At 63.5% G+C, this 11,776-nt stretch carries 7 protein-coding genes and 1 other annotated feature; of the genes, 4 read left to right on the top strand and 3 right to left on the bottom strand.

Features of this window, described 5'->3' with window-relative positions; translation table 11 throughout:
* The first annotated feature begins 291 nt into the window (after window positions 1-291).
* The gene (locus WS66_RS29660; protein WP_059605270.1) at window positions 292-2,466 is read left to right on the top strand and encodes a TonB-dependent siderophore receptor; all 2,175 of its coding nucleotides are present in this window, start codon (window positions 292-294) and stop codon (window positions 2,464-2,466) included.
* Window positions 2,467-2,495: 29 nt separating this feature from the next.
* Here the strand turns inward: WS66_RS29660 and WS66_RS29665 are convergent, their stop codons facing one another.
* Window positions 2,496-3,302: a response regulator transcription factor gene (locus WS66_RS29665; RefSeq protein WP_059605273.1), complete on the bottom strand. Its 807-nt coding sequence runs from the start codon at window positions 3,300-3,302 to the stop codon at window positions 2,496-2,498.
* A 1,148-nt stretch (window positions 3,303-4,450) separates the two neighbouring features.
* Between WS66_RS29665 and WS66_RS29670 the strand changes: the two genes are divergently transcribed.
* Both WS66_RS29670 and WS66_RS29675 read left to right on the top strand, forming a co-directional pair.
* On the top strand, window positions 4,451-8,044 hold the full coding sequence (locus WS66_RS29670; protein ID WP_059605277.1) for a YadA family autotransporter adhesin: 3,594 nt from the start codon (window positions 4,451-4,453) through the stop codon (window positions 8,042-8,044).
* 402 nt (window positions 8,045-8,446) lie between these two features.
* Window positions 8,447-9,415 (top strand): hypothetical protein, encoded by a 969-nt coding sequence (locus tag WS66_RS29675; RefSeq protein ID WP_159086601.1) that lies wholly within the window; start codon window positions 8,447-8,449, stop codon window positions 9,413-9,415.
* On the opposite strand, the gene WS66_RS29680 is transcribed toward WS66_RS29675, so the two are convergent.
* Window positions 9,407-10,644, bottom strand: a protein-coding gene (locus WS66_RS29680) for an IS3 family transposase (RefSeq protein WP_108064622.1) whose coding sequence is annotated in 2 segments (ribosomal slippage) — window positions 9,407-10,353 and window positions 10,353-10,644 — 1,239 coding nt in all. Because the reading frame shifts where the segments join, the coding sequence is not laid out codon by codon here. The two genes, WS66_RS29675 and WS66_RS29680, sit on opposite strands and share 9 nt — an antisense overlap.
* Window positions 10,247-10,363: a sequence feature (AL1L pseudoknot), on the bottom strand. (Overlaps the previous gene by 117 nt.)
* Before the next feature lie 51 nt (window positions 10,645-10,695).
* On the opposite strand from WS66_RS29680, the gene WS66_RS29685 reads away from it, so the two are divergent.
* Window positions 10,696-11,136, top strand: coding sequence for a sensor histidine kinase (locus WS66_RS29685; RefSeq protein WP_059602362.1), 441 nt, complete (start codon window positions 10,696-10,698; stop codon window positions 11,134-11,136).
* 298 nt (window positions 11,137-11,434) lie between these two features.
* On the opposite strand, the gene WS66_RS29690 is transcribed toward WS66_RS29685, so the two are convergent.
* Entirely contained in the window at window positions 11,435-11,746 is a 312-nt protein-coding gene (locus tag WS66_RS29690; RefSeq protein WP_082728951.1) for a DUF4148 domain-containing protein, read from the bottom strand.
* Window positions 11,747-11,776 lie beyond the last annotated feature (30 nt).

The raw sequence follows: 11,776 nt of genomic DNA on the forward strand, positions 1-11,776 counted from the left end.
CAACTGATAACATTATGTGGTTCTACACACCGTATGTCGGCTCGCGGGCCGGGACAACCCCATCCAGGCGCGGCTATGCCGGCGTCGTCCGACGGATGAACAACCACCGCGCGACGTTCGGCCGGTATGATCGCTGCGCTCGCGAACGACGCAATCGGCCAGTGCATGCCGACGCGTGCGTGACCGACGTCACTGGCACGGCACTCGCGGCAGCGCAGGACGGACGCCGGCGACTCACCGGGCCTCGATCGGGCCGAACGGGACAGGACAGCACGACGGAGTATTGAAACGATGTTGATGGAGACAGGTGCGGCGGGACGTGCGTGGGTGATCGCTGCCGGGGGAACATTGTGCATGGCGGCCGCAGGCGGCGCGCATGCGCAGGCGCCGAACGCCGGCGCGACGACGGCCGTGCTGCCGCCCATCGACGTGACCGGCAACGCCGGCGGATTGTCGGTCGGGCTCGTCGGGCTGCGCACCGCCGCCGGCACGAAGACCGACACGCCGGTGGCCGAGATTCCGCAGACGACCAACATCGTGACCGCGCAGCAGATCGAGATGACCGGCGCGGCCGACCTGAACCAGGCGCTGCGTTATGTGCCAGGCTTCGCGACGTTCGGCGCCGACAGCCGGACCGACTGGTATGCGGCGCTGCGCGGCTTCACGCCGACGCTGTACGTCGACGGCGTGCCGGCGCCGAATACGGCCGTCATCGCGAACTGGCGTGTCGACCCATACACGATCGACTCGATCGCGGTGCTGCGCGGGCCGACGTCGGTGCTGTACGGCGCGGGCGAGCCCGGCGCGATCGTCGACGCGCACACGAAACTCGCCGACGGCGAGCGCGTGCGCGAAGCCGGCGTGCAGATCGGCAACCATGCGCGCAAGCAATTCATGGTCGATGTCGGCGACCAGCTCGACCCGGACGGCCGGTATGCGTATCGCTTCGTCGGCATCACACGCGACGGCAACGCATGGACCGGCCCGAATGCCGACCGGCGCGTCGCGCTCGCGCCGTCGTTTCGCTGGCGGCCGACCGCCGACACGTCGCTGACATTCTCCGCGTCGTTCCTGCAGGACAGCGGCGACATCTCGTCGAACTTCCTGCCCGCGTCCGGGACGGTGCTGCCGAACCCGAACGGCCGCCTGTCGCAGGACATCTACATGGGCGACCCGTCGTTCAACGACTACCGGAAGAAGCAATGGTCGCTCGGCTACGCGCTGGAGCACCGCGTGAATGCGATATGGACGCTGCACCAGGACGTACGCTGGTCGCATCTGTCGCTCGACGACGCGACGGTGTTCGGCACGGGCCTGGTGCCCCGCAGCACGACGAACATGATGCGTTTCGCGGGGCTGTTCCAGCTCAACTACAGCCGGCTCGATATCGACAACCACGCGCAGGCGCGCTTCGGCACGGGGCCGCTCGAACACACGCTGCTGCTCGGCGTGCAGTTCGACCGGCAGACGACGACCAACAGCGTATGGCTCGCGCTGGCGCCGTCGCTGAACCTGTACCACCCCGTCTATCGGCCGGTCACGGCCGCGATCTTTACCGGCCCGACGTCGCTCGGCCAGGTCGACCAGTACACGGCGATGAACGCGGTCGGCGTGTACGCGCAGGACCAGATCCGCTGGCAGCGCTGGACGATGACGCTCGGCGGCCGCGAGGATCGTGTGAATGCACGGTTCGACGGCCGGGCGGTCGGTACGCATTTGCGGCAGGACGACAGCGCGTTTTCCGGGCGCGTCGGGCTCGCCTATCAGGGCGATGCGGGGCTGTCGCCGTATGTGAGTTATTCGACGTCCTTCGATCCGGTCATCGGTGTGCGGATTTATGGTGGCGGCCTGCCGAAGCCGACGCGCGGCACGCAGACGGAAGCCGGGCTGCGCTGGCAACCGCCGGGCAAGAATCTGATGCTGAGCGCGGCCGTTTATCGGATCGACCAGACCAACGTCGTGACGCCGGCGCCGGCGAATCTCGACCCCACCGGCACGACGTCCGTGCAGACCGGCAAGGTGCGCTCGCGCGGCATCGAGCTGAGCGCGCTCGGCAAGGTGACCCGCGAGCTGTCGATCGTCGCGTCGTATATGTATCAGGACGTCAAGAACGTGCAGGCGAACGACGCGTCGCTGAACAACTGGCCGGTGTCCGTGCCGCTGCCGCGGCAGATGGCGTCGATGTGGGCCGACTGGACCTGGCATGCGGGCGCGCTGTCGGGCCTCGGGATCGGCGCCGGCGTGCGCTATCAGAGCGCGTCGGCCGGCGCGCCCGACAATTCGCTGACGGTATCCAGCTTTACGCTGTACGACCTGGCGATGCACTACGAGATGCGCCACTGGCGGTTCGCGTTCAACGTCGCGAACCTGTTCGACCGGCGTTACGTCAGCGGCTGCCAGTCGTACGCGGTGTGCGTGTTCGGCAACGAGCGGACGGTGCTGGCCAGCGCGAGATACAACTGGTAGCGCAGCGTCGCGGGCACGCCGAACGCGGCTTACGCGCCGCGTTGCGGTTCACGGGTCGCGGTGCGCCGGCTCGCGCGGCGCTGGCGCCGCCACTCGGTCGGCGTGATGCCGAAACGTTCGCGGAAGGCGGTCGCGAAGTTCGCCGGCGTGGAAAAGCCGATTTCCTTCGCGATGCTGGCGATGCTGAGCGACGTCGAATCCAGGAGATCCTGCGCGATCCGAAGCCGCTCGTGCCGCAGATACTCGAACACGGTCTGGCCGAGATTGTCGCGAAACGCGCGCGACAACCGCTTTTCATGCGTGCCGACCGCGCGCGCCAGTTGCTCGACCGTCGGCGGATCGTTCAGCGTCCGCGACAGGTGGCGAATGGCCGCGCGCACGATGATGTCGTCGTCCATGCCGGCCGCGAACGGGCTTGCCGTGTCCGACGGCCGGTCGCGCTTCGCCCGCGCGAGCTGCACGCGAATCCGCGCGAGCACCTCGACCGGTTCGAACGGCTTCACCACATAGTCGACACCGCCGATTTCCAGCCCCTCGAGGCGTTCGTGCAATTCGCCGGCCACGGTCAGGAAGATGACCGGAATCGCGCTCGTCAGCGGATCGGCGGCAAGCCGCCGGCACGCGGTGAAACCGTCCATGCGCGGCATGCGGACATCCATCAGGATCACATCGGGCATGAGCGCCTGCGCACGCTGGCACGCCTGCACCCCGTCGGATGCGATGCTGATCCGGCAGCCCGTACCGCGCAGGATGTCGATCAGCAAACGCAGCTGGTCGGGCTGATCGTCGACGATCAGGACATGGGCGTCGCTCAATGCGGAGATCGATGGGGGCATCGTGCACCTGTTCTGGAAAGGCGGCTGGCCGAGATCCCGCGGGCGGCCTGCCCGGTGTGGGGAATCGTCGGACGCCGCTCTATGACGACGCGCAAATGCGTCGCACGCTCGTATCGATATTCGGATTGCGCCGGACCGCGCGGCCGGCAACCGGCCGGCGCAATACCGGGCGTTCGTTGTTTTGATCACTGAACCGGTAATGACACGGACGATTGCGGTGGTGGCGTCGTGAGTGATCGCGGCTGCCGGTATCGACGCGAGCGGAATTGTAGGAGCATATTTCGATTCCCGCCAGATGGTCTGTCGATAATCGAGTCATGGCGTTTTACATATTTTCAATTATGCGGCGGTTCGTGCCTGCGGTGCCGGGCGTCGATATTCGTCAAAAACCCGCGGATTCCATGTGTGTGCGGGATGCAATCGTGCAATTTTCCGGCTCTCCGGCGGATAGTTGTCCGATGCCGTTTTATTTGAATGCGCTCGAGCAAAGTATTTATCCGCTTCTAAAAACATTCCGATTAAATGCGGCATATCGCAATCGTTTGCGAGATGGTGGAATTATATATAACTCATTGAATATATTGAATTTTACAATCTATAAACAATGTCGCCTTTAATAATTATCGATCGTGTCTCATAATTCGTCCGAACTTTGAGCGGCGGATGGCGCCGGACACCGGGAGACGAGGCGAACAGCGGCGGATGTTGCGCAATTCGAATCCGAGGCGTCAGTTGACACATGCGTGGGCGAATGTCCTGCGCATGCGAACAGAAATCCGTTTGCCGGAGATGAAATAAAAGAAACGGGGTTGGTCGCGCTCGGCGCGTCATCAGATTCGGTGTGTTTATAAAGACGGGTTGAATCTCGCGATTCAACGGGGATGAGCTCGTCCATAAATAACGATACGCATTCCTGATGATGTGGCGATTTAAAGGAATGGGTCGTAAAGAGACGGCGTGCCCGTGCCATCGAATGCCCTGGCGATTTACTCGGTGTCGATGCATGTCGCGCTCGCCATGGCGAGGCTGGGCATCGTGGCCAGGTTCCGCACCGAAGTCGTATTCGTAATCGCAGTCGAAGTCGAATCTATCAACAAAATTAAGTAGTCCGTATTCAAACCAGACGCTACAAAACGGAGCAGAACAGCATGAAGGGGAATCAGATTTCGGCGCTTGCCGCCGCCATGTTCACGGGTGCAGGTGTGCTGATCGCGGGGGTCGCGCACGCGGACAATTTCGTCGACCGTGGCAACCCGGACAACGCGCTGAACGGCCAATGCATCGACGGGACCAACCCGCTTTGCGTGGCGACGAAAAGCGGGAGTTTCGTCGCGGTGAGCACCACGAACGTTACGCAGGGCACGAATGCGAAGGCTGGTTCCAGCGGTATCGCGATCGGCGACCAGTCGAATGCGAGCAGCAAGGGCGGCAGCAGCAGCGGCGGTGCGATTGCGATCGGGGTCGGCTCGCAGGCATTGGCGAACTCGGCAACGGCGATCGGTACGGTGGCGGTCGCGCAAGGCAATACGGCGCTCGCGATCGGTCGCCAGTCGGCTGCAATCGGCGATTTCTCGATGGCGCTCGGCAACGTCGCCGATGCGCACGGCACGAGCTCGATCGCGCTCGGCCACTCTGCGCTGGCCAGCGGCGATCGCTCGATCGCGATCGGCGGCGCGAACCCGACGTCGAGCGACGGCGTATCGAACGGCGCCGCGTACGACGCAGCGACGCAGACGCGCGCCGGCGGCACGCAATCGGTGGCGATCGGCGCGGGCGCGCAGACAAACGACAACAACCAGGTGGCGATCGGCTCGGGCAGCGTCGGCGCGAACAACGGCGGCACGCCGGTATTCGGCGGCACGGCCGCACCGGTCGGCGGCGCGGTGTCGTTCGGTGCGCTCGGCAGCGAACGCCAGCTCAAGAACGTCGCGGCCGGCGCGGCCGATACGGACGCCGTCAACGTCCAGCAGCTGAAGAACGTGAACAGCGCGCTCAGCACGAGCATCGGCAACGTCGACGCGCGCGTGACGTCGGTCGGCGATTCGCTGTCGACTTCGATCACGAACGTCGACCAGCGTGTGACCAGCGTCGGCAACAGCCTCAGCACGAGCATCGTGTCGGCAACGCAGAACGTGGTGAAATACACCGACGATTCGCATGCGGCGATCACGCTCGACGGCAGCAACGGCACCACGATCAGCGGCGTCGCGGCCGGCGTTGCAGACACCGATGCGGTGAACGTCGGCCAGTTGAGGGGCAGCGTCGCGCCGCTGCAAACGTCCATTTCGACGGCGGCTTCGAACATCACGAACCTGCAGAACAGCGTCTCCGGCATCAACACGTCGCTGAGCACGGCGGCGTCGAACATCGGCAACCTGCAGGCGGCCGATACGCGCAACGTGAAGTACGACGGCGCGAGCGGGTTCGATTCGGTGACGTTCGCCGGCACGAACGGCACGACCCTGCAAAACATCGCGGACGGCAAGGACGTGCACGACGCGGTCAACGTCGGCCAACTGAACGGCGGCCTCGCATCGCTCAGCACGAGCGTGACGAACAACCTCAGCACGACGCTCGGCAACCTGAGCACGTCGATCACCAGCCAGATCGGCAACGCGACGAGGAACGCGGTGCAGTACGACGACGACGCGCACGGCGGCGTCACGCTCGGCGGCAAGGGCGCGCAGGCACCCGTCGGCCTGCACAATGTCGCGGACGGCGTAGCCGCGGGCGATGCGGTGAACGTCGGCCAGCTCGGCAATGTGACCGACACGCTCAATCAGTCGATCACGACAGTCGGCAACCAGGTGACGACGAATACGGGCAACGTCGCCGCGCTGCAGCAGGATGCGCTCCAGTGGAACGCGAGCCTCGGCGCGTACGATGCAAGCCACGGCGGCAACGGCCCGCAACTGATCAGCAACGTCGCGGCCGGTAAGAATGGAACCGACGCAGTCAACGTCGACCAGTTGAACGCGGCGATTCAAAGCGGCACGAGCCAGCTCGATGCGCTGACCGTGAAGTACGACGATGCGAGCAAGCGGCAGGTTTCGCTCGGGGCGGGCAATGGCGGGAGCCCGGTGCGTGTGACCAATGTCGCGGAAGGCAACGTGGCGTCCGGCAGCACCGACGCGGTGAACGGCGCGCAGCTGCGCCGCGCGACCGACGGCACCGCGGCTGCGCTCGGCGGCGGCGCCACGGCGAACCCGGACGGCTCGATCACCACGCCGGCCTACAAGGTTGGCGGCGGCTCGTTCAACAACGTCGGCGACGCACTCACGAACCTCGACGGCCGCGTCGGCAGCAACACGACGACGCTCGAGAATCAAGAAACGCGCCTCGGCAACGCCGAAACGAACATCGCCGGCAATACCGCCGCGATCGCCGGGCTGCAGCAGGACGCGCTGCAGTTCGACCCGAAACTCGGAGCATATAGCGCGGCGCGCGGCGGTGCTCCGACCAAGCTGACGAACGTGGCCGACGGCAACGTCGCCGCGGGCAGTACCGACGCGGTGAACGGTGGACAGCTGTCGGGCGTGAAATCCGATCTCGAACAGCAGATCACGCAGGTGTCCAATCAGACCGGCGAGGCCGTGAAGAACGTCGTCAAATACGATGTCGATACGAACGGCAACCGGCTGAATTCGGTCTCGCTCGTCGGCGGCGACGCCAATTCGGCGGTCGTGCTGAAGAACGTCGCGGCGGGCACCAACGATACCGACGCGGTGAACGTGAAGCAACTGAAGGACGTGCAGTCGAATCTCAGCCAGCTCGGCGCACTCGCGGTGCAGTACGACGACAGCTCGAAGAGCACGATCACGCTCGGCGGCGCAGGCGGCACGCGCATCACGAATGTGCAGGCCGGCACGCTCGGCGCAACCAGCACGGACGCGGTAAACGGCTCGCAGCTCTACGCGACCAACCAGCAGGTGTCGAAGAACACGACCGACATCTCGAACCTGCAGGGCAGCGTGACCAACATCGCGAACGGCAAGGCCGGCCTCGTGCAGCAACAGGATCCGAACGGCGCGATCACGGTCGGGAAGGACACGGGCGGCACCAGCGTGAACTTCTCGGGCACGGCGGGCGACCGCGTGCTGACCGGCGTCGCGGCGGGCGTGAACGCGAACGATGCGGTCAACGTCGGCCAGTTCAACGCCGCGCTGCAGAACGTGGCGGCCAACGACAAGATCCACACGGCGGCAACCGATGCGAACACGACATGGATCGCGCGCGCCGATGCGGGATCGATCGGGTCGACGGCGACCGCAACCGGCAAGAACGCGGTGGCGGTGGGCCAGGGTTCCGTCGCCGATCGCGACAATTCGTTCTCGGTCGGCGCGCAGGGCAGCGAGCGCCAGATCACGAACGTCGCGGCCGGGACGGCGCCGACCGACGCAGTGAACGTGCAGCAACTGAACGACAACCTCTCGACCGCTTCGACGCAGGCGAAGAGCTACACCGACCAGCGCATCGGGCAGGTGTACAACTCGTTCAACGACCTGAAGAAGGACATGTACGGCGGCGTCGCGTCGGCGATGGCGGTGGCCGGCTTGCCGCAACCGACGGGCGCGGGCCGCTCGATGGTATCGGCAGCGACCGCGAACTATCACGGCCAGCAGGGGTTTGCCGCCGGTTACTCGTATGTGACGGAAAGCAACAGCTGGGTCGTCAAGGCGTCGGTGACGGGCAACGCCCGCTCGGACTTCGGCGCGGTGGTGGGCGCGGGTTATCAGTTCTGATGTCGATCGTAACGCGTTGAACGTTCGGACGTGCCGGCAATGCGCGTGATACCCGGTGCTTGCGACAAGTCCATGGCCCGAGGTCGATTTCTCGACCTCGGGCTGTGATTTGCCGTCGAAAAGGTGAAATCATCGAGTCCGCCAGGTGTCGCATGAACTTCCGAGTGCAATGCCGGGTGGGTGCATCCGCTCCTTCGGATAATGTCGCCGCGGTGTCACGTTCGACAGTGTCGTCACGCTACCCGACCGTGTGTCCCGGGTACTTTCCCAGCCACGGAACACCGCCGATCTCACTCTGCGAACGCACGATCCGGTGCAAATGCCAGTTGTAACAGCATCACTGCAAGATCAGTCTGGATCCAGCCGTTGTGCGTCCCCGTCGCGCGCAATGGCAGCGCATGCTTGATCAACTGCAATGCTGGGGGAGTTGGTGGGACGACGGGGCAGATCGAGACAGCCTACAAGTCGACGCAGTCGTCGGCCAACGATGTGCTCAACCCAGACGCGCCTCCGGGGCAGAGGACCAGCAAACGGCTCGAAGATCTGCAGCGCCAGCGAGCGGCTCTGAATGACAAGTTGATCAATGTCGACGATGCCGACAAGGTTGTCGATTTCGACAGCGCGAATAAAACGTTGGATGGTTGGATAGGTGAGATCAAAGGTACGCCAGGTTCCTATGCGGACCAGGCTGCGCAGGCCGGACGGGGGTTGTTAGGTTTCGGCAAAGACGCCGTGATGGGTATCGGGAATCTTGCCTATTCAGGTGCGAAGGGCGCCGTTGGGTTAGCGCAGACTGTCGGCACTTCCGCCGGCAGAGAGGCCGCTGTACTGGACGCACAAATTCTCGCCGAAAACATTCGGATTGGAAATATCACACCTGGAACCGTCGGGAATACGGCGCTCAACATCGGCAAAGCAATTGTCAAACCGGTGACGGACCCGTGGAGCAAAGGGCAGTACACCGAGTCCGTGACCCGTGGTCTTGCGGAGGTGATAACAGCACCTCTCGCGTCGACGAAACTTGCAAAGCTGGCGAAGCTGGGCGAGGTAGGAGATGCGGAGAAGGCGATCAAGGCTGAACAGGCGATCAAGGCTGAGAAGGCTGCCGAAGCCGAGCGGGCAGGACAGGTGACGAAAGCCCCAGAGGTGGAGACTCCGCGGGTGCCAGAGAATGAGCCTGGTGTACACGTCAAACCGAAAGAGCGATTGCCGGAGAAGAAGGTTCCTTGCTTCCATCCGTACAACAAAGAGGGCTTCAAAAAGCTGTCGCCGGCCGAACAACGGCAATATCTGCGAGAATATGCCAAGCAGTTGCGCGGCCAGCAGGATGAACCGCGCCGGGAATCGTGGAGGCCGGTTGGTTTAAGTTAATGCAGGCAAGTCAGCGGCATTTCTGAGTTGCCTGTAGTAGTTTGCCTCAGCCTCAGCGGGCGGGATATAGCCGAGCGGTTCCATCAACCGATGATGGTTGTACCAGGCCACCCATTGCAGCGTTGCCAGTTCGACGGATTCCCTCGTTTTCCAAGGGGCGCGCCGATGAATCAGTTCCGTCTTGTACAGGCCATTGATCGTTTCGGCCAGCGCATTGTCGTAGCTGTCGCCCCGGCTGCCGACCGACGGCTCGATGCCGGCCTCAGCCAGCCGTTCGCTGTACCGAATGCTGACATATTGCGCCCCTCTATCGGAGTGATGTATCAATGTCCCGTCGTCACCCGGTTGGCGAGCGTACAGCGCCTGTTCAAGTGCATCCAGAACAAAGTCCGTGGTCATCGACGAACTGACGCGCCAGCCAACGATGCGACGGGCGAACACGTCGATGACGAACGCCACGTAAAGCCAGCCCCGCCATGTCGAGACGTAGGTGAAATCCGACACCCAAAGCTGATTCGGTCGCTCAGCCTTGAACTGCCGGTTCACCCGATCCAGCGGGCACGGCGCGCTCGAATCGGGAGTCGTCGTGCGAACTCGCTTGCCGCGAACTGCGCCTCGCAAGCCCTGCAGCTTCATCAACCGCCCGACCGTGCAGCGTGCGACCAAGATGCCCTCACGGTTCATCTGCTTCCAGACCTTCGGCACGCCATAGACCTGCATGTTGGCCTGCCAGACACGCTTGATCTCCGGCTGCAGAAGCTCATCGCGTTTGGCGCGGGCGCAGCGTTTGGACGGATCGCGAAGCTGCGCAGCATGGCGTCGGTAGCCCGACGGGGCAATCCGCAAGACCTTGCAGATCGGCTCGACCCCGAAGGTGTCGCGATGCTGATCAATGAAGGCCTTCAGGACTTGAAACGGCGGTCGAGCTCCGCCTGGGCGAAAAACGCGCTCGCCAGCTTGAGAATCTCGTTGGTCCGGCGCAGTTCCTTGACCTCGCGTTCCAGGGCCTTGATGCGTTCACGCTCGGCCGTGCTCACGCCATCGCGCTCCCCGCGGTCGACCTCGTCGCGTTTGACCCAATCCAGCAGCGTCTGCGGCGTACAGCCGATCATCGGCGCAATCGATTCGACCGCTGCCCACATCGACGGGTGTTCGCTACGCTGTTCGCGTACCAGACGCACTGCGCGCTCCCGCACTTCCGGGGAAAATTTGCTTGCCTTCTTGTTCATGACTCGATTCTCTCAAGAATACGAGCCTCCACAAAATCCGGTGCGGTTCACATGCTGCCGCTGGCCGAAACGAAGAACATCGACATTGGCGTGGAGGGAAACCACGACTGCCACGTATGGGCGACCGAGCTGGACATGACCGCCCTGGTCCAGAATCTTGTCGACAACGCCGTCCGCTACACGCCCGAAGGAGGGCGGATCGATCTATCGGTAGGGGAGCACAACAAGCGTGCGGTGATTCGGATCCGGGACACCGGTCCTGGTATTCCGCTCGCCGAACGCGATCGCGTCTTCGATCCGTTTTATCGCGCATTGGGGAGTGGCCAGACCGGATCCGGGCTTGGGTTGTCCATTGTAAGAACCATCGCCTGCAAGATTGGGGCCGAGCTGGACCTGGAATTTGCCGACCCGTCTCGCCAATGCGGGCTGATCGTCACGATCCTGGTGCCGATATCGGATCGTGCGCCAGACAACCATGCCAGATCGCCATAAGACCTATCCATGCGATTGGGTGCTGGCGATCTCGGCTAGCGAAGACGCATGTCGGCCGGGTTGTCCGACTCGCCGTCTCCGTGTGACCGGATTGCCTTGGCGGAACGCGGGGCGCGTTTCTGCTCCTTTCTCAGGAACCGATACTCATGCTTGTAGACTCATATTCTGCCGTTGTTTCGTTGACGCTGACGAGCAGGCGCCGATGACGATTCGCCACGCATGCTGACGGTGGCGAACAGTTTCGTCCGATCGGCGATGGATCGCCGGCCGGACGATAAACGACGCCGTGAACAGGTCGTCAGTGATGCAGATAAATCGAGCGAGACGCGGCATGTGCCGTGAGGGCATGTCCCGAGTTGCTACCTGCGGATTGTGCGGAACCGTAACCGGTTGTGTCAGCCTGGGCCGTCGACTCGGACGAGTGCAGGCGCGCTTCTGCCTGCTGAATGGATTGCGGATAGTGAATGTCTTTGCGGGCCGGGTTGTATCCGGCATGCTCGATCTGAACAAGTTGTGCACGAACTTCCGCCCGAGTAAGACCTTGTCCCGCGAACGCAAGTGCAGGAACAACCGCAAGTGCCAGCATGACGGTTCGAATAGCGAGTTTCATGGCCGTGATCTCCAGTGAGGTGGGAAGGGC

The organism is Burkholderia sp. LA-2-3-30-S1-D2, assembly GCF_001523915.2.
Classification (GTDB): domain Bacteria; phylum Pseudomonadota; class Gammaproteobacteria; order Burkholderiales; family Burkholderiaceae; genus Burkholderia; species Burkholderia diffusa.

What these genes read in the sequence shown, in the direction of transcription:
- WS66_RS29660 (WP_059605270.1), top strand. Translation starts at nt 292, where the DNA reads ATGTTGATGGAGACAGGTGCGGCGGGACGTGCGTGGGTGATCGCTGCC.
- WS66_RS29665 (WP_059605273.1), bottom strand. Translation starts at nt 3,302, where the DNA reads ATGCCCCCATCGATCTCCGCATTGAGCGACGCCCATGTCCTGATCGTC.
- WS66_RS29670 (WP_059605277.1), top strand. Translation starts at nt 4,451, where the DNA reads ATGAAGGGGAATCAGATTTCGGCGCTTGCCGCCGCCATGTTCACGGGT.
- WS66_RS29685 (WP_059602362.1), top strand. Translation starts at nt 10,696, where the DNA reads ATGCTGCCGCTGGCCGAAACGAAGAACATCGACATTGGCGTGGAGGGA.
- WS66_RS29690 (WP_082728951.1), bottom strand. Translation starts at nt 11,746, where the DNA reads ATGAAACTCGCTATTCGAACCGTCATGCTGGCACTTGCGGTTGTTCCT.